20 protein-coding genes are annotated in these 20634 nt (G+C 61.8%); 17 read left to right on the top strand and 3 right to left on the bottom strand.

From position 1 onward, the window contains the following. Positions 1 to 35 precede the first annotated feature (35 nt). Positions 36 to 647 (bottom strand): glutathione S-transferase family protein, encoded by a 612-nt coding sequence (locus tag AC1DIJ_RS25625; RefSeq protein ID WP_112388228.1) that lies wholly within the window; start codon positions 645 to 647, stop codon positions 36 to 38. A 126-nt stretch (positions 648 to 773) separates the two neighbouring features. On the opposite strand from AC1DIJ_RS25625, the gene AC1DIJ_RS25630 reads away from it, so the two are divergent. From AC1DIJ_RS25630 to AC1DIJ_RS25670, 9 genes are all read left to right on the top strand, one after another. Continuing rightward, entirely contained in the window at positions 774 to 1667 is an 894-nt protein-coding gene (locus AC1DIJ_RS25630) for a LysR family transcriptional regulator (RefSeq protein WP_112388229.1), read from the top strand. Between the two features lie 75 nt (positions 1668 to 1742). Then, complete coding sequence (gene pepT, locus AC1DIJ_RS25635; protein WP_112388230.1) at positions 1743 to 2975, top strand: peptidase T; 1233 nt, start codon at positions 1743 to 1745, stop codon at positions 2973 to 2975. Between the two features lie 193 nt (positions 2976 to 3168). Further along, a complete protein-coding gene (gene glpD, locus AC1DIJ_RS25640; RefSeq protein ID WP_112388231.1) occupies positions 3169 to 4698 on the top strand; it encodes a glycerol-3-phosphate dehydrogenase in 1530 nt (509 codons plus the stop codon). Positions 4699 to 4740: 42 nt separating this feature from the next. Continuing rightward, a complete protein-coding gene (locus AC1DIJ_RS25645; RefSeq protein ID WP_112388232.1) occupies positions 4741 to 5820 on the top strand; it encodes an ABC transporter ATP-binding protein in 1080 nt (359 codons plus the stop codon). A 9-nt stretch (positions 5821 to 5829) separates the two neighbouring features. Next, positions 5830 to 6900 (top strand): ABC transporter ATP-binding protein, encoded by a 1071-nt coding sequence (locus tag AC1DIJ_RS25650; protein WP_112388233.1) that lies wholly within the window; start codon positions 5830 to 5832, stop codon positions 6898 to 6900. Between the two features lie 3 nt (positions 6901 to 6903). Beyond that, positions 6904 to 7770: a carbohydrate ABC transporter permease gene (locus AC1DIJ_RS25655; RefSeq protein WP_112388234.1), complete on the top strand. Its 867-nt coding sequence runs from the start codon at positions 6904 to 6906 to the stop codon at positions 7768 to 7770. Positions 7771 to 7784: 14 nt separating this feature from the next. Further along, complete coding sequence (locus tag AC1DIJ_RS25660; protein ID WP_112388235.1) at positions 7785 to 8612, top strand: carbohydrate ABC transporter permease; 828 nt, start codon at positions 7785 to 7787, stop codon at positions 8610 to 8612. A 13-nt stretch (positions 8613 to 8625) separates the two neighbouring features. After that, the gene (locus tag AC1DIJ_RS25665; protein ID WP_112388236.1) at positions 8626 to 8907 is read left to right on the top strand and encodes a DUF2160 domain-containing protein; all 282 of its coding nucleotides are present in this window, start codon (positions 8626 to 8628) and stop codon (positions 8905 to 8907) included. Positions 8908 to 8986: 79 nt separating this feature from the next. Continuing rightward, the gene (locus AC1DIJ_RS25670; protein ID WP_112388237.1) at positions 8987 to 10711 is read left to right on the top strand and encodes an ABC transporter substrate-binding protein; all 1725 of its coding nucleotides are present in this window, start codon (positions 8987 to 8989) and stop codon (positions 10709 to 10711) included. A 49-nt stretch (positions 10712 to 10760) separates the two neighbouring features. Here the strand turns inward: AC1DIJ_RS25670 and AC1DIJ_RS25675 are convergent, their stop codons facing one another. Then, positions 10761 to 11396: a GntR family transcriptional regulator gene (locus AC1DIJ_RS25675; RefSeq protein WP_112388238.1), complete on the bottom strand. Its 636-nt coding sequence runs from the start codon at positions 11394 to 11396 to the stop codon at positions 10761 to 10763. Positions 11397 to 11571: 175 nt separating this feature from the next. Here AC1DIJ_RS25675 and AC1DIJ_RS25680 point away from each other — a divergent pair, with 175 nt between their 5' ends. The 6 genes from AC1DIJ_RS25680 (at position 11572) to AC1DIJ_RS25705 (ending at position 18083) form a co-directional block, all read left to right on the top strand. Continuing rightward, positions 11572 to 12993 (top strand): M20 family metallopeptidase, encoded by a 1422-nt coding sequence (locus AC1DIJ_RS25680; protein ID WP_112388239.1) that lies wholly within the window; start codon positions 11572 to 11574, stop codon positions 12991 to 12993. Beyond that, positions 12993 to 13712, top strand: coding sequence for an ABC transporter permease (locus tag AC1DIJ_RS25685; RefSeq protein ID WP_112388990.1), 720 nt, complete (start codon positions 12993 to 12995; stop codon positions 13710 to 13712). The genes AC1DIJ_RS25680 and AC1DIJ_RS25685 overlap by 1 nt, the downstream gene beginning before the upstream one ends. Further along, positions 13712 to 14452, top strand: a complete 741-nt coding sequence (locus AC1DIJ_RS25690) for an ABC transporter permease (RefSeq protein WP_112388240.1) — start codon at positions 13712 to 13714, stop codon at positions 14450 to 14452. Before AC1DIJ_RS25685 ends, AC1DIJ_RS25690 begins: the two co-directional genes overlap by 1 nt. Next, a complete protein-coding gene (locus tag AC1DIJ_RS25695) occupies positions 14449 to 15222 on the top strand; it encodes an ABC transporter ATP-binding protein (RefSeq protein ID WP_112388241.1) in 774 nt (257 codons plus the stop codon). The genes AC1DIJ_RS25690 and AC1DIJ_RS25695 overlap by 4 nt, the downstream gene beginning before the upstream one ends. A gap of 34 nt (positions 15223 to 15256) precedes the next feature. Continuing rightward, positions 15257 to 16114 (top strand): transporter substrate-binding domain-containing protein, encoded by an 858-nt coding sequence (locus tag AC1DIJ_RS25700; RefSeq protein ID WP_112388242.1) that lies wholly within the window; start codon positions 15257 to 15259, stop codon positions 16112 to 16114. A gap of 247 nt (positions 16115 to 16361) precedes the next feature. Further along, a complete protein-coding gene (locus tag AC1DIJ_RS25705) occupies positions 16362 to 18083 on the top strand; it encodes an ABC transporter ATP-binding protein (protein WP_112388243.1) in 1722 nt (573 codons plus the stop codon). An 18-nt stretch (positions 18084 to 18101) separates the two neighbouring features. Here the strand turns inward: AC1DIJ_RS25705 and AC1DIJ_RS25710 are convergent, their stop codons facing one another. Further along, positions 18102 to 19016: an AraC family transcriptional regulator gene (locus AC1DIJ_RS25710; protein WP_112388244.1), complete on the bottom strand. Its 915-nt coding sequence runs from the start codon at positions 19014 to 19016 to the stop codon at positions 18102 to 18104. Between the two features lie 116 nt (positions 19017 to 19132). Here AC1DIJ_RS25710 and AC1DIJ_RS25715 point away from each other — a divergent pair, with 116 nt between their 5' ends. Then, a complete protein-coding gene (locus tag AC1DIJ_RS25715) occupies positions 19133 to 19471 on the top strand; it encodes a carboxymuconolactone decarboxylase family protein (protein WP_112388245.1) in 339 nt (112 codons plus the stop codon). Between the two features lie 56 nt (positions 19472 to 19527). After that, complete coding sequence (gene tehA / locus AC1DIJ_RS25720; protein WP_112388246.1) at positions 19528 to 20529, top strand: dicarboxylate transporter/tellurite-resistance protein TehA; 1002 nt, start codon at positions 19528 to 19530, stop codon at positions 20527 to 20529. The last annotated feature ends 105 nt before the right edge of the window (positions 20530 to 20634 follow it).

Here is a 20634-nt window from a genome sequence, read left to right on the forward strand (position 1 = left end):
AGAAGCGGCCGGATGTCTCCGGCCGCGGTTTGCCGCTAGGCGGCAAGGCCAGCCGCTGTCTTCTGGAACGGCACGAAGCCCGGAAGCGCCTCGATCCGGGCCAGCCAGTGGCGAACCTCGGGATAGGCCGCGAGGTCGACGTTCCCCTCAGGTGCGTTGACGATGTAGCTGTAGAGCGAGACGTCGGCGATCGTCGGCCGGTCGCCGATGATGAAACGATGCGTCTCAAGCTCGGCATTGATCAGCGTCAGAATGCGGTGGGCGCGGGCAATCACTTCCTCGGCGCGGAAATTGGCACCGAAGACGGTGATCAGGCGCGCCGCTGCTGGGCCGTAGGCGATTTCGCCTGCAGCCACCGAAAGCCACTTCTGCACCTTCGCCGCCGTTGCAGCATCATCCGGCAGCCAATCCTTGCGGCCAAGTTTCGTGGCGACATAAACGAGGATGGCGTTGGAATCGCTGACCGCCACGTCGCCATCTTCCAGAACCGGCACCTGGCCGAACGGATTGAGCTTTAGATAGTCAGGCGACTTATGTGCGCCGCCGGGGATATCGACTTCGACAAGCTCAGCCTTGACGCCGAGGAGCGAGAGAAACAGGACGGCGCGGTGCGCGTGGCCGGAAAGCGGGAAGTGGTGGAGTTTCATTGGGGTGCCTTTCGCAGCGGGTTGAAATCCGTTGGTCCGAAGACCTGCGAAGAAACCTAGTGATTTCCGCTTTTCTGTAGTAGATAGCGATCTTGATAGTTATCCTCTCGTTTTTCGGAAGGTCAGATGGATCGTCTTGATGCGATGAGCGTGCTTTTGGCGGTGGTCGAGAATGGCAGCCTGTCGGCGGCCTCGCGCGCCCTGCACTCGCCTCTACCGACTGTCAGCCGCAAGATATCGGAGCTGGAGGCCCATCTCGGCATCCGGCTGATCAGGCGCACCAACCGCCGCATTTCGCTGACCGAAGCAGGCGAAGGCTATGTCAGTGCGGCGCGCGAAATCCTCGGACGCGTCGAGGAGGCGGAACGGCGAGCCACCGGCGAATATCTGGCGCCCAAGGGCGACCTGACGATGACAGCGCCGATCGTATTCGGACGGCTGCACGTCCTGCCTGTCATCACCGATTTCCTGAAAGCCTTCCCTGACATCAACATGCGGCTGGTGATGAGCGACCGGCCGGTCAGCCTGGCCGACGAGCACATCGACGTGGCGCTGCGCATCCGCCACCTCTCGGAAAACAACCTGATTGCGACCCGGCTCGGCACCGTCAGGCGAACGGCCTATGCCAGCCCGGATTATCTGCGGCGGCACGGCACGCCCCTTGATCCGCAGCAGCTTGCCGATCACGCCTGCATTTCCTTCGAAGGGGTCACACCGGCCCAGTTATGGGTCTTTCGCCAGGATGGTCAGGATGTCTCCACGCCGATCCATCCCCGGCTTTCCGTCAACACCGCCGAAGCTGCGGTCGATGCGGCGGTCTCCGGTCTCGGCATCACCCGGACGCTCTCCTACCAGGCAAAACGCGCCGTCGAGGACGGGCTGCTGGTGCCGCTACTGGAAGAATTCGAACAGCCACCCTCCCCCGTCAGTCTCGTGCATCTGTCACAGGGCGTCCTGCCGCTGAAGCTCCGGGCCTTTCTCGACTTTGCCGCGCCGCGGCTTCGCGCTGTCTTGCGATAGGCGCCGAAACGCCGTTCACCTTGGCGCCGTCAGCGGCTATACCGGTCTTTTCGCCACGCCATACCGGATGATCCCATGACCCCCACCGTTCTCGACCGCTTCCTGCGCTACGCCGTCATCGACACCCAGTCAGACCCGGCATCGAAAAGCCAGCCCTCGACCGAGAAGCAGAAGAATCTCGGCCGGGTCCTCGTTGAAGAGCTGCTGGAGATCGGCCTTGCCGACGCGCATCTCGACGAGCACGGCTATGTCTACACGACCATTCCCGCAAACACCGCCAAGACCGTTCCGGTGATCTGCTTCTGCTCGCATATGGACACCGCGCCCGACTTTACCGGGACGAACGTCAAGCCGCAGATCGTCAGGAATTACCAGGGCGGCGATATCAGGCTGACGGGCGATCCGCAGCAGGTGATCCGTGTCGCGGATCATCCCGAGCTGAAGAACCAGATCGGCAACGACATCATCACCACCGACGGAACGACGCTGCTCGGCGCCGACGACAAGGCGGGGCTCGCCGAAATCATGACGGCGGCGAAATTCCTGATCGATAATCCCGATATCAAGCACGGGACGATCAAACTGCTGCTTACACCAGACGAGGAAATCGGCCGCGGCGTCGACAAGGCGGATCTCAAGAAGCTTGGCGCCGAGTTCGCCTACACGGTCGACGGCTCGACGGCCGGCGAAATCGAGGACGAGACCTTTTCCGCCGACGGCGTCGAGATCGTCATCCAGGGCCTCGCCATGCATCCGGGCTTTGCCAAGGGCAAGATGGAGAACGCCATCAAGATCGCCGGCGATATCATCGCCCGGCTGCCGAAAGAGATCGCGCCGGAAACGACCTCAGGGCGCGACGGCTTCATTCACCCGACCGGCGTCAGCGGTTCGATGGAGAAGGCCGAGCTCGGCTTCATCATCCGCGATTTCGTCGATGACGGCCTTGCCGCCAAGGAAGCCCTGCTCGAGGGGATCGTCAAGGATGTCATGAAAGCCTATCCCGGCTCCTCCTACACATTCAGCGTCAAGCACCAGTACCGTAACATGAAGGCCGTGCTCGACCGCAATCCGGAGATCGTCGACCACGCGATCGAGGCGATCAGGCGTGCAGGCATGACCCCGCTGCGCGGCAGCATCCGTGGCGGGACGGACGGTTCGCGGCTTTCCTTCATGGGCCTGCCGACCGCCAACATCTTCGACGGCGGACATGCCTTCCACTCGCCGCTGGAGTGGGTGAGCCTGCAGGATATGGAAAAGGCCGTGGCGACGATCGTCGAAATCGCCAGGATCTGGGAGGAGCGGGCTTGAGCCACCGCATGCGGCGGCAAAGCGAAAGTGCGGTTTTCAGTCATTGCACAGCTGAGCAATGATTTGCCTCTGATCTTCCGGTTTTAGATGCCCGAAACATTCGTTTGACATTCGCTTCGTCTTCACTTCTAGTCTGCGTAGTTTCGGTTTGCCGGGGAGGGTAACCGAGACAAAAGGCACACGGGAGGGGAATGTGGGCCAGGCACTTCACGACCTATTCGTGATCGGCGGCGGTATCAACGGCTGCGGGATCGCCCGGGATGCGGCTGGACGCGGCTATTCGGTGGCGCTGGCCGAGATGAACGACTTCGCCTCCGGCACGTCGTCGGGTGCCACCAAGCTGATCCATGGCGGTCTGCGCTATCTCGAACATTACGAATTCCGCCTGGTGCGTGAATCGCTAATGGAGCGCGAGGTGCTCTGGGCAATGGCCCCGCACATCATCTGGCCGATGCGCTTCGTGCTACCCTATCACAAGGGCGGCATCCGGCCTGCCTGGCTGATCCGTCTCGGGCTGTTCCTCTATGATCACCTCGGTGGCCGCAAGCTGCTGCCGCCGACGGCGACGCTCGACATGCGAACCGATCCGGCCGGCAAGCCGCTGAAGGCGCTGTTTACGAAAGCCTTCGAATATTCCGACGGCTGGGTCGACGACGCCCGCATGGTGGTGCTCAATGCCAGGGATGCCAGCGACCGCGGCGCGCTGATCATGCCGCGCACGAAAGTCGTCTCCGCACGGCGCGAGAATGGCCTCTGGACCATCGAGACGGTCGATACGCTGTCGGGACGCAGTTCAACGCATCAGGCCCGCATGCTGGTCAATGCCGCCGGTCCCTGGGTCGATCATGTGATCCGCGCCGCCTTCGGCGAGAACGAGGCACGCCATGTCCGCCTCGTCCAGGGCAGCCATATCATCGTCCGGAAGAAGTTCGAGGGGCCGAAGGCCTATTTCTTCCAGAACCCCGACAACCGCATCATCTTCGCCATTCCCTATGAGAGCGACTTCACGCTGATCGGCACCACCGACCGCGATTACACCGGCGACCCCAAGGATGTCAGAATCTCCGGCGAAGAGACCACCTATCTCTGCAACGCGGCCTCCGAGTATTTCAAGGAGCCGGTGAAGCCCGAGGATATCGTCTGGACCTATTCGGCGGTTCGCCCGCTGTTCGACGATGGCGCCTCGAAGGCGCAGGAGGCGACCCGCGATTACGTGCTGAAGCTCGAAGGCAAGGACGGGACCGAAGTCAACAACGCACCACTGCTGAACGTCTTCGGCGGCAAGCTCACCACCTACCGGCGTCTGTCGGAACATGCGCTGGATAAGATCGGCGAGGCGATCGGCGTCAAGGGCCGTCCGTGGACGGCGAAAAGCCATATGCCCGGCGGAGATTTTCCGGTGAAGGGATATGAGGGCGAGGTTGGCAAGCTGAAGGCAGCCTATCCGTTCCTCGCCGACAGCCATGCCCGCCGGCTGACGCGACGCTATGGCACCAAGGCCAATGTGCTGCTCGGCAAGGCCGCGTCCACGGCTGATCTCGGCAGGCATTTCGGATCGGATCTCTATGAGGCCGAGGTGCGCTATCTCATGCAGAATGAATGGGCCTTCACCGCCGAGGATGTTCTCTGGCGGAGAACGAAGGCCGGATTGCACATGACGACGGAACAGATGCAGACACTGGAGGAGTACATCGCCGCCCTGCCCGCGCAAATGGCCGGATAGAGCGGCATGTGGTCCCCGTCTTGAGGAGGCACGGGAGCCGGAATGCTGGAACTGCGCAATGCCGCAAAGATGGTCGGCGGTGAGTATCACATTCACCCGACCAACCTGACTTTCGAACGGGGAACGCTGAACGTCCTGCTGGGGCCGACGCTGTCAGGCAAGACGTCGCTGATGCGCCTGATGGCCGGCCTCGACAAGCCGACCAGCGGCTCCGTCTATTTCGACGGCGCCGACGTCACCGGCATGCCGGTGCAGAAGCGCCAGGTGGCGATGGTCTACCAGCAGTTCATCAATTACCCGGCGCTCTCGGTCTATGAGAACATCGCCTCGCCGATGCGCATTGCAGGTCACGACGCCAAGACCATCGACGCCGAGGTGCGCAAGGCGGCCGAGCTGATGAAGCTGACGCCGTATCTCGATCGCACGCCGCTCAATCTCTCCGGTGGCCAGCAGCAGCGCACGGCCCTTGCCCGAGCCCTCGTCAAGAACGCCAGCCTGGTGCTGCTCGACGAGCCGCTCGCCAACCTGGACTACAAGCTGCGCGAAGAACTGCGCGAGGAACTGCCGCGCATCTTCGCCGCCTCGGGCGCGATCTTCGTCTATGCTACGACGGAGCCCTCGGAAGCGCTGCTTCTCGGCGGCAACACGGTTACCCTCAGCGAAGGCCGCGTCACTCAGTTCGGCAAGACGATCGAGGTCTATCGCCGCCCAGCCGATCTGATCACCGCCAAGACCTTCGCCGACCCGCCGCTGAACTTCATCGAGGTGACCAAGCGCGCAGCAAGCTTCCAGCATGCAAGCGGTGCGGAGATACCCGTGCCCCGGCATCTCGCCGGCATGGCGGATGGCGTCGTGACCATCGCCTTCCACCCTCACCATCTGGCGCTTTCGCAGCAGACCGGCGCCTCGCCGAAGCTTTCGGCACGCACGCTGATATCTGAGATCACCGGGTCGGAGAGCTTCGTCCATCTGGATTTCAACGGCGTGCGCTGGGTGATGCTGGCGCATGGCATTCACGACATCGACCCGGACACTGAGGTCGCTGTCTTCCTCGATACCCGCCATCTGATGGCCTTCGGGCCGGGTGGACGAGCGATCGCAACCGGCAACCACGCGGCTTAGGAGGCTCACATGGCACGCATCACGCTCGACCATATCCGCCACGCCTACGGGCCGGATCCGAAATCCGACAAGGATTACGCCCTGAAGGAAGTCGATCACGAATGGACCGATGGCGGCGCCTATGCGCTGCTCGGCCCTTCCGGCTGTGGAAAGACCACGCTTCTCAACATCATATCCGGGCTTCTTCAGCCATCGCATGGACGCATCCTGTTCGACGGCAAGGATGTCACCAACCTGTCGACGCAAGCGCGAAACATCGCCCAGGTATTCCAGTTCCCGGTCATCTACGACACGATGACCGTCTACGACAATCTGGCCTTCCCGCTACGCAACCGCGGCGTCGCCGAGCCCGAAGTCGACAGGCGCGTCCGCGAAATCCTCGAGATGATCGATCTCTCGGACTGGGCGAAGCGCAAGGCGCAGCGTCTGACCGCCGACCAGAAGCAGAAGATCTCGCTCGGCCGCGGCCTCGTTCGCAACGACGTCAACGCCATCCTGTTCGACGAACCGCTGACCGTCATCGATCCGCATATGAAATGGGTGCTGCGCTCGCAGCTGAAACGGCTGCACAAGCAGTTCGGCTTCACCATGGTCTATGTCACCCACGACCAGACCGAGGCGCTGACCTTCGCGGAAAAAGTCGTCGTCATGTATGAGGGCGAGATCGTCCAGATCGGCACGCCGGCCGAACTGTTCGAACGGCCGAGCCACACCTTTGTCGGCTATTTCATCGGCTCGCCGGGCATGAACGTCATGCCGGCCAAAGTTTCCGGAAACGCGGTCAGCGTCGGCGAACAGACCATCAATCTCGACTACGCGCCACGCACTGACGGGGCATCGAAGGTGGAGCTCGGCATCCGCCCCGAATTCGTCAGGCTCGGCCGCGAGGGCATGCCGGTCACGATCTCGAAGGTCGAGGATATCGGCCGTCAGAAGATCGTCCGCGCCCGCTTCGCCGGGCAGCCGCTGGCGATCGTCGTGCCCGAAGATGGGGAAATTCCGGAGGATGCCCGGGTCAATTTCGATCCCGCGGCCATCAGCATCTACGCCAATTCCTGGCGCGTCGGCAGGGAGGCCTGATCCATGGAAAAGACCTTGAACAACAAAGCCTGGTTTCTCGTCCTGCCGGTGCTGGTGCTCGTCGCCTTTTCGGCCGTCATCCCGCTGATGACCGTCGTCAACTATTCGGTTCAGGACACGTTCGGCAACAACGAGTTCTTCTGGGCCGGAACCGACTGGTTCGTGCAGACGCTGGAATCGGATCGGTTTTGGGCGGCGCTGCAGCGCAACCTCGCCTTCTCGCTGATCATTCTGGCGATCGAGATCCCGCTCGGCATCTTCATCGCGCTCAACATGCCGAAGAAGGGGCTCGGCGTCCCGGTCTGCCTGGTGCTGATGTCGCTACCGCTGCTCATTCCGTGGAACGTCGTCGGCACCATCTGGCAGGTCTTCGGCCGCGTCGATATCGGTCTGCTCGGCCATACGCTGGAGGCGATCGGGCTCGATTATAACTACGTCCGTGATCCCGCCGATGCCTGGATCACCGTTATCGTCATGGATGTCTGGCACTGGACGAGCCTCGTCGTGCTGCTCTGCTATGCCGGCCTCGTCTCGATCCCCGACGCCTATTATCAGGCGGCGAAGATCGACGGCGCCTCTCGCTGGTCCGTCTTCCGCTACATCCAGCTGCCGAAGATGAAGCGCGTGCTTCTGATCGCCGTGCTGCTGCGCTTCATGGACAGCTTCATGATCTACACCGAACCCTTTGTCGTGACAGGCGGCGGGCCTGGCAATTCGACGACGTTCCTGTCGATCGATCTTGTGAAGACGGCGGTCGGCCAGTTCGACCTCGGCCCGGCCGCGGCCATGTCGATCATCTACTTCCTGATCATCCTGCTGCTCTCGTGGATCTTCTACACCGTGATGACCAGCAGCGACGAAAACGCCTGAGAAAGGAGAGGACCATGGCTCAGACAATGAAATACAAGCCCGCCGGAAACTTCTCCTGGGTGGTTTCGACGCTCTATATCGTCTTCCTGCTCCTGCCGATCTACTGGCTGGTCAACATGAGCTTCAAGGAGAACTCGGAAATCACCGGGGCCTTCTCGCTCTGGCCGCAGAATCCGACGCTCGCCAACTACGCGGTGATTTTCACCGATCCGTCCTGGTATAACGGCTACATCAACTCGATCATCTATGTGGCCATGAATACGGTGATTTCGGTTCTGGCGGCCCTGCCTGCGGCCTATGCGTTTTCGCGCTACCGGTTCCTCGGCGACAAGCACCTGTTCTTCTGGCTCTTGACCAACCGCATGGCACCGCCCGCAGTTTTTGCCCTGCCCTTCTTCCAGCTCTATTCGGCCTTCGGGCTGATCGACACCCATATCGCCGTGGCGCTGGCGCATTGCCTGTTCAACGTGCCACTGGCGGTCTGGATCCTTGAAGGCTTCATGTCCGGCGTGCCGAAGGAAATCGACGAGACGGCCTATATCGACGGCTATTCCTTCCCCCGCTTCTTCGTGAAGATCTTCATGCCGCTGATCGCCAGCGGCGTCGGGGTCGCGGCCTTCTTCTGCTTCATGTTCTCGTGGGTGGAGCTGCTGCTCGCCCGCACGCTGACCACAACCGCGGCAAAGCCGATCTCGGCGATCATGACGCGAACGGTCTCGGCGGCCGGCATGGACTGGGGTGTGCTTGCGGCGGCCGGGGTGCTGACCATCGTGCCCGGCGCACTCGTCATCTATTTCGTTCGAAACTACATCGCAAAGGGCTTTGCCCTGGGCCGCGTCTGAGGAGGAGACGGAAATGAGCTTTTCCTGGATGGCCTGGACACTGCCGACGGCGCTGTTCTTCCTGACGATCCTCGTGCTGCTCGCAGGCATGAGCGTCTGGGAATATTTCGTGCCGGGGGGCTCTCCGCGCACCGGCCTGCTGCGCTTCGAGACCACGCGCGGCGACCGTCTCTTCATCTCGCTGCTGGGGGCAGCGTTCATTCATCTCGCATGGCTGGGCCTTGTCGGACCCGGCCTGTGGTGGGCTCTTGGCATCTCCGTGATCTACGCGATCGGCGTGTTCCGTTACGTGTGATGCCAAGTTTAGACAGATGGCCGGGGGTACTGGCCGCCTGAAACGTGAAGACTGCAATCGCTAACCCTGGGAGGATATTATGCGACGGCATCTATTTGCGACGACAGCAGGCATTTTGCTGGCAATGACAGGCTCTGCCTATGCCGGGATGGACGAGGCGAAAGCCTTTCTCGACAAGGAAATCGGCGATCTCTCGTCGCTTCCGCGCGCCGACCAAGAAAAGGAAATGCAGTGGTTCATCGATGCGGGCAAGCCTTTTGCCGGCATGGACATCAAGGTCGTTTCCGAAACGCTGACGACCCACGAATATGAATCGAAGGTCCTGGCGCCCGCCTTCACGGCAATCACCGGCATCAAGATCACCCACGACCTGATCGGCGAAGGCGACGTCGTCGAAAAGCTGCAGACGCAGATGCAGTCGGGCGAGAACATCTACGACGCCTATGTCAACGACTCGGACCTGATCGGCACCCATTGGCGCTACCAGCAGGCCCGTTCGCTCACCGACTGGATGGCCAACGAAGGCAAGGACGTTACCAATCCCGGCCTCGACATCGACGACTTTATCGGCACCAAGTTCACGACTGCGCCCGACAAGAAGCTCTATCAGCTTCCCGACCAGCAGTTCGCGAACCTCTACTGGTTCCGCTACGACTGGTTCAACGACGAGAAGAACAAGGCCGACTTCAAGGCGAAGTACGGCTACGATCTCGGCGTTCCGGTCAACTGGTCAGCCTATGAGGACATCGCCGAATTCTTCACCGGCCGCGACATCGGCGGCAAGAAGGTCTTCGGCCATATGGACTACGGCAAGAAGGACCCGTCGCTCGGATGGCGCTTCACCGATGCCTGGCTGTCGATGGCCGGCAATGGTGACAAGGGCCTGCCGAACGGTCTTCCTGTCGACGAATGGGGCATCAAGGTCGACGAGAATTCACGTCCTGTCGGTTCGTGCGTTGCCCGTGGCGGCGACACGAACGGCCCGGCTGCCGTCTATTCGATCCAGAAATATCTGGATTGGCTGAAGGCCTATGCACCGCCGGCAGCACAGGGCATGAACTTCTCCGAATCCGGCCCCGTGCCGGCGCAGGGCGAAGTAGCTCAGCAGATCTTCTGGTATACGGCTTTCACGGCTGACGCCGTCAAGCCAGGCCTGCCTGTCGTCAACGAGGACGGCACGCCGAAATGGCGCATGGCGCCTTCACCGCATGGCGTCTACTGGAAGGACGGCATGAAGCTCGGCTATCAGGATGTCGGTTCCTGGACGCTGATGAAATCGACCCCCGATGACCGCGCCAAGGCCGCATGGCTCTACGCGCAGTTCGTGACGTCGAAGACCGTGGACGTGAAGAAGAGCCATGTCGGCCTCACCTTCATCCGCGAGTCGACCATTCGCGACAAGAGCTTCACGGAGCGCGCTCCGAAGCTCGGCGGCCTGATCGAGTTCTACCGCTCGCCGGCCCGCGTTCAGTGGTCTCCGACCGGCACCAACGTTCCCGATTATCCGAAGCTGGCACAGCTTTGGTGGCAGGCCGTGGGTGACGCTTCTTCCGGCGCCAAGACCGCGCAGGAAGCCATGGACTCGCTTTGCTCCGAGCAGGAAAAGGTGCTCCAACGCCTCGAACGCGCCAAGGTGCAGGGTGATATCGGTCCGAAGCTCGCCGAAGAGCATGATCTTGAGTATTGGAACAAGGATGCCGTCGCCAAGGGCAACCTCGCTCCGCAGTTGAAGATCGAGAACGAGAAGGAAAAGCCGGTGACGGTCAATTACGACGAGCTGGTCAAGAGCTGGCAGTCCAACTGATCATGACCAAAGGCAGGCCGGGAGATACGAGTATCCCGGCCTGTTTGATTCAGCGCTGCAGGATATGCTGGCGGACCAGCGCCTTCAGGCTTTCGACATCCCCGGCCGCAATCGCATCGATCATCTGATGATGCTCGCGGCCGGATTGTTCGACACGGGCGCGGGTGCGCCATTGCGAGACCGGCGCCGAGGAGGTCCTCTGGCGGATTTCGGTAATGAGGTCGACAAGTTCGAGATTGCCGCCGAGCGTCAGCAGCTGGCGATGGAAGGCCAGATTGGCTTCGTAGAGCTCCAGCATCGTTCCATTCAGCACCATCAGGTCGAAATGATCGGCAAGCTTCCGAAGCTTGGCGATCTCGTCTGCCGCAGCATTTGAAACGATCGTTGCCGCGATCGCGGTTTCGAGAATGATGCGGATTTCGCTGACTTCCTGGGCGCGGCGGCCATCCGGCTCATAAACGTGGTAGCCGCGGTTCGGAACGTGCTCGACAAGGCGCTTCTGTGCCAGGCGGTCCAGCGCACGGCGCACTTCGGGGCGCGTGCATTTGTAGCGGCGCTCGAGATCGATCTGCTTCAGCCACGTCCCGGGCAAAAGCACGCCGGCGAGAATGTCCTGCAGGATGAAGTCCGTGACGTCGCGTGCTTCTGCCGCTTCCGGCCCCTCTTCCATCACGACGTCTGCCATTCGCAATCCCCTGTTTTGCATCATCGATAGCACGCCTGTTCCAAATTCTGTAGGCGTGGCAACCGCTTGAGTTTGTCCAAAATTTATTCATGCACATGGATTGCGCAAAGAATTTTTGTAACCTAAATTGGCGCCAATTTTGGATACTATGCGAAACGAAGCCGTTTTGAAAGTCATGAAAAACATCGAAGCCGTTTGGGATATCGTCGAAGCCAAGAGCGCATCCTTCGCTGCGCTCAGTGACCGCATCTGGGATATGCCGGAGACGAATTACGAGGAATACCGCTCGGCCGACGAGCATGCGCGCCAGCTGGAAGCCGAGGGCTTCCGCGTCGAGCGCGGCATTGCCGGGTTGCCGACCGCCGTCATGGGCGAGGCTGGCGAGGGCGGACCCGTGATCGCCATTCTCGGTGAGTTCGATGCACTTCCAGGCCTCAGCCAGGTGGCCGGGCTTGCCGAAAAGCGCGAGGCCGAAGTGAACGGTCACGGCCATGGCTGCGGCCACAACATGCTGGGTGCCGGCTCCATGCTGGCAGCCTCCGCCGTCAAGGATTTCCTTGCTGCGAATGGTCTCAAGGGACGCATCCGCTATTACGGTTGCCCGGCTGAAGAGGGCGGCTCCTCCAAGGGTTTCATGGTTCGCGCCGGCGTCTTCGATGACGTCGATATCGCCATCTGCTGGCATCCGGCAGCCTTTGCCGGCGTCAACAATCCGCTGTCGCTTGCCTGCAACGAGCTAAACTTCCATTTCTCCGGCCGCGCCTCGCACGCTTCGGCCACCCCGCATCTCGGCCGCAGCGCGCTTGACGCCGTCGAGCTGATGAATGTCGGCGTCAACTACATGCGCGAGCATATGCCGTCGAGCGCCCGCATCCATTACGCCGTCACCGATACCGGTGGCTCGGCGCCGAACGTGGTTCAGGCCAAGGCGACCGTCCGTTATCTGGTCCGCGCCCGCAACCTGCCGGAACTTCTATCACTCGTTGCCCGCGTCAAGAAGGTTGCCGAGGGTGCCGCGCTGATGACGGAAACATCGGTGCGCAGCGAAGTGATCAGCGGCGACGCCAATCTGGTTGGCAACGTGCCGCTCGAAGATCTTATGTTTGCCAATCTCCAGCGCCTCGGCCCGCCTGTCTTCGACGATGCCGACCGCGAGACCGCCCGCAAGTTCCAGGCGACGATGAGCCCTGAGGATATCGCCTCGTCCTACGCCCGTTTCGGTCTGAAGCCAAAGAAGGATCAGCCGCTCTGCGAAGAGATCTTCCCGCTCTATGCCGGCGACAGCTCGATCGTCGGTTCCACCGATGTCGGCAGCGTGAGCTGGGTAGTACCAACAGTGCAGATGCGCGGCGCCACCTATGCGATCGGTACGCCCGGTCATTCCTGGCAACTTGTTGCCCAGGGCAAACTTCCGGCTGCCCACAAGGGCACGGAACACGCGGCGAAGGTCATGGCGAGCACCGCCATCGATCTGATCCGCAACCCTGATCTCATCGAGGCGGCCAAGGCGGACCTTAAGGCCCGCCTCGATGGGACGCCGTTCGTCAATCCGATCCCCGACGACGTGCAGCCGCCGCTTCCCGAAAGGTCGGCATGATGAATCAGCCGGGCATCCTAGAGCTCATCAGCTTCGGCCCCGATGGATGGGGCAAGGCGCTGCTTGCAGGCGCGTGGATGACCGTTCTCGTCGCGCTCGCCGGCTATTCGACCGGCGCCGTCATCGGTTCCTTCGGCGCTTGGGCGAAGATATCAGGCGGACGCGGCCTCAGGATCGCTGCCGACACCTACACCACGGTGTTGCGCGGCATTCCCGATCTGCTCGTCATCTACCTCTTCTATTTCGGCGGCAGTGCCGCCGTGACGGCGATCGGCCAGCTCTTCGGGGCCGAAGGCTTTCTCGGGTTTCCGGGCTTCCTCGCCGGCTCGCTCGCCGTTGGCATCACCTCTGGCGCCCAATTCACCGAAGTCTTCCGCGGCGCCTTCAAGGCGGTACATCCCGGTGAGATCGAGGCGGCGATCGCCTGCGGCATGGGCCGCTGGCTGCGTTTCCGCCGCATCATCGCGCCGCTGACCTTGCGCCACGCCCTTCCCGGTCTCGGCAATGTCTGGCAGGTGGTGCTGAAAGAATCCGCCCTCGTCTCGATCACCGGCGTCGCCGAACTCTTGCGCCAGACGCAGATCGCCGCCGGTTCGACCGGCCTGCCCTTCGACTTCTACGTCATTGCCGGTGCAATCTACCTCGTCATTTCCACCGGCTCTGGCCTGTTCCTGAGACGTGCCGAAAAGCACTTCTCGCGCGGCGTGAGGAGAGGCTGATGGACTGGCAATTTCTTTCCGAGACCTTCGTCAACCTGATTTCAGCCATCCCGCTGACGCTCGAACTTGCAGCCACCTCGATCGCACTTGGCGCCGTTCTGGCACTGGCGATCGCGCTCTGCCGCCTGTCCGGCAACAAGGGGCTTGAGTGGTTTGCCCGCGCCTACGTCTTCGTCTTTCGCGGCACGCCGCTGCTCGTCCAGATTTTCCTGCTCTATTACGGTCTCAGCCAGTTTCCAGCCGTCCGCCACAGCATATTCTGGCCGTTCCTGCGCGACCCCTACTGGTGCGCGGTGCTGGCACTGACGATGAATACCGCGGCCTACGCCAGCGAAATCATCCGCGGCGGTCTGCTTTCGGTTCCCTTCGGCCAGATCGAGGCGGCACGCGCCTGCGGGATGCCGCGGCTAATGCAGTTCCGACGCATCGTGCTGCCGCTGGCGATCCGCCAGGCTCTGCCCGGCTACAGCAACGAGATGATCTCGATGGTCAAGGCGACCTCGCTGGCATCGATCATCACGCTGATGGAAGTCACCGGCGTTGCCGCGCGCATCATCTCCGAGAGCTACCGGGCGATCGAGGTCTTCATCGTCGCCGGTGCGATCTATCTGGCGATCAACTTCCTGCTGACGCGCCTCGTCCATCTCGTCGAATACTGGTTGAGCCCGCATCTGCGCCAGCCCGTGCCCTATCATCCGGCAGACGTGTCTGCTCCCGCACTTGAAGGAGAGGCCCGATGACCCCCACCCCTTCCCCGATCGCGCTCAGCGTCAAAAAACTGCACAAGAGCTTCGGCAATGTCGAAGTGCTCAAAGGCATCTCGCTCGACGCGCATGAAGGCGACGTCGTGTCGATCCTCGGCTCGTCAGGCTCTGGAAAATCGACATTCCTGCGCTGCATCAACCTGCTGGAAACGCCGAATTCCGGCGAAGTGACCGTTGCCGGCGAAACAATCCGGATGGTCCCTGACGCCAAGGGCGCAAGCCGCCCGGCCGATCGCAAACAGGTCGATCGCATTCGCTCGCAGCTCGGCATGGTGTTTCAGAGCTTCAATCTCTGGTCCCACAAGACCGTGCTGGAGAATGTCATCGAGGCGCCGGTTCACGTGCAGAGGCGCAATCGCGCCGAATGCATCGAGGAGGCCGAGGCACTGCTTGCCAAGGTCGGCATTGCCGAGAAGCGCAATTTCTATCCGGCCCACCTTTCGGGTGGTCAGCAGCAGCGTGCGGCGATCGCCCGGGCGCTGGCGATGCGTCCGAAAGTGATGTTGTTCGATGAGCCGACATCGGCGCTCGATCCTGAACTGGTCGGCGAAGTTCTCCGCGTCATGCGCGCGCTCGCCGAAGAAGGCCGCACCATGCTGGTCGTAACCCACGAGATGAGCTTCGCCCGCGACGTCTCAAGCCGCGTCGTCTTCCTGCATCAGGGACTCGTCGAAGAAGACGGCAAGCCGCAGGACGTTTTTGCCAATTCACGCTCGGAACGCTTCAAGCAGTTCATCAGCAAGTAATTTCTCAGCCCAAACCAAGAAAAGGGGAGCTACAATGACAATTCTTTCGCGGGTTTTGACTGCGGCCGCCGCGACGGCCGTTCTCGCCACGGCAGGCATCGCCCATGCCGACGACAAGAAGTGGACGACGGTGACGATCGCCACCGAAGGTTCGTTCAAGCCTTACAATTTCACCAAGCCTGATGGCACGCTCGACGGCTACGAGATCGAGCTCACCAAGTATCTTTGCGCCCACATGAAGGTCGAGTGCAAGGTCGTCGTCCAGAACTTCGACGGCATGATCCCGGCACTCAACGCCGGCAAGTTCGACGCCATCATCTCCGGCATGTCGGCGACCGCCAAGCGCGAGGAAGTGATCGCTTTCAGCGATTCCTACGGCTCGACCGGTCAGGCCTTTGCCACCTCGAAGCAGAGCGATCTGGCAAACCTGCCGGAAAAGGGCCAGGTCTTCTCGCTCGCCAGCGATGAGTCCGGCGCCGCCGCCGAAATCGACAAGATCAAGCCTGCGCTGCAGGGCAAGACGATCGGCGTCCAGACAGCCTCCACCGCTGCCGCCTTCGTCGACAAGTACCTCAAGGGCGTCGTCGAAGTCCGCGAATACAAGACCACCGAAGAGCACGATCTCGACCTCAAGGCCGGTCGCGTCGATCTGGTCATGGCTTCGATGGCCTACCTGACGACCGCTTCGCAGAAGCCGGGCAACGAAGACATGACGACGACGGGTCCGCGCTTCCAGGGCGGCTTCCTCGGCCGTGGCAGCTCGGTTGGCCTGCGCAAGGACGACGCCGCACTGAAGGCGATGTTCAACGACGCGATCGCCGCCGCCAAGGCTGACGGCACCATCAAGACGCTGTCGGAAAAGTGGTTCGGCTTCGACGTCACACCGAAGTGAGCCTCTGATCACGGTCATTCTTGAAGCCCGGCGGACAATAGCTCGCCGGGCTTTTCGTTTTCCACCCACAAGCTGTAGTGACTTATACAGCAGCTCATACTATAAGGCTTCAGCGACTCATGAAGGAGGATCGTCCGATGAGAAATTTCGGCACATTTCAACGCTGAGCAGCGGTGCCGATCTGGCGCGTCTGCTTGACCCGCTTCCCATCCAACGATCCTGACAAATATTGCCCCGGAGGGCATTCATGTTTCGTCGCTTCTTTTCCTATTATGGCCGCTACAAGCGGTTGTTCTTCCTCGACTTCGGCTGCGCCGTTCTGGCAGGCCTGCTGGAGCTCGGCTTTCCGCTGGCCGTCAAGCTCTTCGTCGACGAGCTGCTGCCCGGCCGCGACTGGGGACTGATTGCTGCCGTCGCCGCGGCACTGCTCGCCATCTACGCGATCAACACGGCTCTATCGGCCGTGGTCAACTATTGGGGCCATGCGCTCGGCATCTCGATCGAGTCGGATATGCGCCGCCAGGCTTTCGATCACATCCAGAAGCTGTCGTTCCGCTATTTCGACAACAACAAGACCGGCCACCTGATCACCCACGTCACCAAGGACCTCGAAGAGGTCGGCGAGGTCGCGCATCACGGCCCCGAGGACGTGTTCATCGCCATCATGACCTTCATCGGCGCCTTCCTGCTGATGTTCTCGGTCCACTGGAAGCTGGCGCTGATCACCACCGCGATCGTGCCGTTCATGACCTGGCTCGTCAGCCGTTACGGCGCCAAGATGACGGTGACCTGGCGCAATCTGTTCCGCAAGGTCGGTGACTTCAACACCCGCGTCCAGGAAAGCGTCGGCGGTATCCGCGTCGTCAAGGCGTTCGGCAATGAAGGCTACGAAAGCGAGCTCTTTGCCCGCAACAACGAAGGCTACAAGGAAACCAAGCTCAACGCCTATGCCTACATGACCGCAAGCATCGCGCTCAGCTATTTCAGCACGCGCCTGGTGCAGCTGATCATCATGGTGGCCGGCACCTGGTATGTCGTGTCAGGCGAGCTGACCTATGGCGGCTTCGTCGGCTTCCTGCTGTTGGTCAATGTCTTCTTCCACCCGATCGACAAGATCACCTCGGTGCTGGAGATGTATCCGAAGGGCATTGCCGGCTTTAAGCGCTTCATTTCGCTGATCGACACCGAGCCGGATCTCGCCGACCGGCCGAATGCAATGACGGTCAACTCGTTGCGGGGCGACATCGTCTATAACGACGTCTCCTTCGGCTATTCGGACGACGGCAAGGTCTTCGAGCATCTGAACCTGAAGATATCGGCAGGCGAGACCGTCGCTTTTGTCGGCCCCTCGGGTGCGGGAAAGACCACCATCTGCTCGCTGTTGCCGCGCTTCTACGATGTCACGTCGGGCGCCATCACCATCGATGGCATTGATATCCGCGACATGACGCAGGCGTCGCTGCGCAGCCAGATCGGCATCGTCCAGCAGGATGTGTTCCTGTTCGGCTCGACCATCCGCGAGAATATCGCTTACGGCCGTCTTGGCGCGTCCGATGCCGAGATCATGGAGGCCTTGCGCCGCTCGTCGCTGGATGAATTCGTACGCTCCCTACCGTCAGGGCTGGACACGCCGACCGGCGAGCGGGGTGTGAAGCTCTCGGGTGGCCAGAAGCAGCGTTTGGCGATCGCCCGCATCTTCCTGAAGAACCCGCCGATCCTGATCCTTGACGAGGCCACGTCGGCGCTCGACACGGCGACCGAGTATCAGATCCAGCAGGCGCTTTCGGAACTTTCGGAGGGACGCACGACGCTCGTCGTCGCCCACCGTCTGGCCACGATCCGCAATGCCGACCGCATCGTGGTGATGGGGCGCGATGGCATCGACGAGGAAGGCACCCACAAGGAGCTTCTCTCCCGCAACGGTGCCTATGCCCGCCTGCACGACGCCCAGTTCGGCGCCGTCGCCTGAGAAAATGCCCGGCGCGCTTCAGGCCATCTGCTGCCTGAAGCGCGCCGGTGGCACTCCACGCCTTGCCTTGAATGCCTTGCCGAAGGCCGCCTCGGAGTCATAGCCGACCTCCACTGCGATATCGGCGACCGTCCGGCGCGTGCGGATCAAGAGGTCGCTGGCAAGCGTCATACGGAGGTCGGTCAGAAAGCCCGCCACGGTCATTCCCGACGTTTCCTTGAACTGTCTGGCATAAGTGGCGCGTGACATGGCGCTGAGCGACGCCAGCCGCTCGATCGTCCAATCTTCCGCCGGGTTCGCGATCACAGCCTTCAGCGCGCGCGAGAAGCGCGGATTGGCAATCAGCGCCACGAGACCGGCGGTGCCGAGCGCTGCATTGTTTAGCGCCCGCAGCGCCATCGCCAGCAGTGCGAGGCAGATTGCCGTGGCAACCGTCAACGCACCGGCTTCCTGATGCATCGCCTCGTCACGCAGGATTCCGACCAGCAGCTTCAGGGTCTCCTGCGACTGCGCTCCGGCCAGCGAAGCATGAAAGACATCAGGCAGGGTGTCGAGCAGCAGCGATGACAAACCCGCTGCCGCATCGAAATGCCCGCAGAGCAGATCGACATCGGGCGGTCCATCGCCATTCGCCCGCACCGGAAGCATACCGTCATGTGAGACCCTGACGGGCGATGGCCGGGCACCGGTGTCGCGGCCGACAATCAGATGCGCCTCGCCGCGCGGTAGCAGGAGGAAATCTCCTGCCACCATTTCGAAGGTTCGCCGATCAGGTAGCCGCAGACGGCAGCTACCGGAAAGGACGACATGAAACGGGATCACGCCGCGACCGGCCGGTTCGTGGTCGATCGCGAAAGAGCCCTCAAGACGGCAGCGAATGTCCAGGCTGGTGCGCAGCCCGGCAAGGTCGATAAGGCGGCTGAGGATATCCATGAGACGATCACGCTAGAATTTGACTTTCTCAAACATTCATCGGATCGCCTGAAAAGTCCATATTCCATCCCAACAGACAGCGACGGCGCTGCTGAAGATGATGGAAAGGCAAGACCATGTTGAACTGGAAAGAATACCGCAGCCAGCTGATCGCCCGGATCGGCGAATTCGGCAAGACCGTGCCTGAGACGGTGAAGGGTTACCAGACCCTCTCGACGGCCGGGCAGAAGACCAATTATCTTGACGCCAAGCAGCGCGAACTGATCGCGCTCGCCGTTGCGGTGACGGTGCGTTGTGACGGCTGTATTGCCGTCCACACGACGGAAGCCCTGAAGCAGGGTGCGACCAAGGAGGAAATCTCCGAGGCGCTCGGTGTTGCGGTGGCTATCAATGCCGGCGCCGCCATGGTCTATTCGGCCCGCGTCCTCGACGCCGCCGAGGCGATCGCCGGTTAAGTACATTCTGCGACGCGGAAGGCGCGCGCCTTCCGCTCCCCTGTTGAAGCGAGGTCATGGCAATGCAAGCTGCAGACATGCCGGCAAGGGCCGGTTTCCAGATGCCGCGTGTCCCGGCATCCTTCTTCGGCATGGTTCTCGGCATTGCCGGGCTCGGCAACAGTTGGCGGGCGGCGGCCTCGGTCTGGGGCTTGCCCGCCGCGCCGGGCGAGATCCTCAGCCTGCTGGCAGTGGCCGTCTGGCTCGTCGTCAGCGTCCTCTACGGCCTGAAATGGCTGAATGCCCGGAGCGAGGCACTGGCCGAGCTGGAGCATGCCGTTCAATGCTGCTTCGTCGGCCTCGCCGGTGTCGCCACCATGCTGGCTGGCCTCGCTCTCTTGCCCTATTCGCGGGCAGCGACCGAACTCCTCTTCGGTGTCGGCGTCGTCTTCACCTTCGCCTTCGCCCTGTGGCGGACCGGAGGATTGTGGCAGGGCGGCCGTGATGTGACCGCCACGACACCCGTCCTTTATCTGCCGACGGTCGCCGGCTCCTTCGTCTCCGCCATCGTTCTCGGTGCACTCGGACACCATGAGCTCGGCCAGCTTGCCTTCGGCGCCGGCTTCTTCGCCTGGCTGGCGATCGACTCGGTGTTGCTGCATCGCCTGCTGACGGCGCCGGAACTCGCCGTGCAACTGCGCCCGACACTGGGTATCCAGCTCGCCCCTCCGGCGGTCGGCAGTGTCGCCTATCTCAGTGTCAACGGCGGGACGCCCGACATGCTGGTTCATGCGATGCTCGGCTACGCCATCCTGGAGGCGGCTATCCTGCTGCGTCTCCTGCCCTGGATCATGGAGCAGCCCTTCGCTGGTTCCTACTGGGCCTTCACCTTCGGTGCGACCGCCCTTGCCACCGCCACGATCCGCGTTGCCAGCCATAGCGACGACGCGGCGCTCCAAGGTCTGGCCGTGGTAATCTTCATCGCTGTCAATGCCGTGGTCGGCCTGATCGCGATCGGCACGCTCTGGCTGATTGCCCGCGGCAAGCTTCTGCCCGCCACACAGCCAAAGACCAGCTGAAACAGCGAACTGTCGCAGATCTGCGACAGTTCCCCTGAGACATGGAACAGGCTGCTTCCTTAAGCAGAATTGCAATGAGACGGCATTTGCCCCAGACTGCTGTCT

This window comes from Rhizobium sp. 10N427 (assembly GCF_056394605.1).

Coding starts and splice junctions, on each gene's coding strand:
- AC1DIJ_RS25625 (WP_112388228.1), bottom strand. CDS start 647: ATGAAACTCCACCACTTCCCGCTTTCCGGCCACGCGCACCGCGCCGTC.
- AC1DIJ_RS25700 (WP_112388242.1), top strand. CDS start 15,257: ATGACAATTCTTTCGCGGGTTTTGACTGCGGCCGCCGCGACGGCCGTT.
- AC1DIJ_RS25695 (WP_112388241.1), top strand. CDS start 14,449: ATGACCCCCACCCCTTCCCCGATCGCGCTCAGCGTCAAAAAACTGCAC.
- AC1DIJ_RS25670 (WP_112388237.1), top strand. CDS start 8,987: ATGCGACGGCATCTATTTGCGACGACAGCAGGCATTTTGCTGGCAATG.
- tehA (WP_112388246.1), top strand. CDS start 19,528: ATGGCAATGCAAGCTGCAGACATGCCGGCAAGGGCCGGTTTCCAGATG.
- AC1DIJ_RS25630 (WP_112388229.1), top strand. CDS start 774: ATGGATCGTCTTGATGCGATGAGCGTGCTTTTGGCGGTGGTCGAGAAT.
- AC1DIJ_RS25650 (WP_112388233.1), top strand. CDS start 5,830: ATGGCACGCATCACGCTCGACCATATCCGCCACGCCTACGGGCCGGAT.
- AC1DIJ_RS25690 (WP_112388240.1), top strand. CDS start 13,712: ATGGACTGGCAATTTCTTTCCGAGACCTTCGTCAACCTGATTTCAGCC.
- AC1DIJ_RS25665 (WP_112388236.1), top strand. CDS start 8,626: ATGAGCTTTTCCTGGATGGCCTGGACACTGCCGACGGCGCTGTTCTTC.
- AC1DIJ_RS25680 (WP_112388239.1), top strand. CDS start 11,572: ATGAAAAACATCGAAGCCGTTTGGGATATCGTCGAAGCCAAGAGCGCA.
- pepT (WP_112388230.1), top strand. CDS start 1,743: ATGACCCCCACCGTTCTCGACCGCTTCCTGCGCTACGCCGTCATCGAC.
- AC1DIJ_RS25655 (WP_112388234.1), top strand. CDS start 6,904: ATGGAAAAGACCTTGAACAACAAAGCCTGGTTTCTCGTCCTGCCGGTG.
- AC1DIJ_RS25710 (WP_112388244.1), bottom strand. CDS start 19,016: ATGGATATCCTCAGCCGCCTTATCGACCTTGCCGGGCTGCGCACCAGC.
- AC1DIJ_RS25705 (WP_112388243.1), top strand. CDS start 16,362: ATGTTTCGTCGCTTCTTTTCCTATTATGGCCGCTACAAGCGGTTGTTC.
- AC1DIJ_RS25660 (WP_112388235.1), top strand. CDS start 7,785: ATGGCTCAGACAATGAAATACAAGCCCGCCGGAAACTTCTCCTGGGTG.
- AC1DIJ_RS25685 (WP_112388990.1), top strand. CDS start 12,993: ATGAATCAGCCGGGCATCCTAGAGCTCATCAGCTTCGGCCCCGATGGA.
- AC1DIJ_RS25675 (WP_112388238.1), bottom strand. CDS start 11,396: ATGGCAGACGTCGTGATGGAAGAGGGGCCGGAAGCGGCAGAAGCACGC.
- AC1DIJ_RS25645 (WP_112388232.1), top strand. CDS start 4,741: ATGCTGGAACTGCGCAATGCCGCAAAGATGGTCGGCGGTGAGTATCAC.
- AC1DIJ_RS25715 (WP_112388245.1), top strand. CDS start 19,133: ATGTTGAACTGGAAAGAATACCGCAGCCAGCTGATCGCCCGGATCGGC.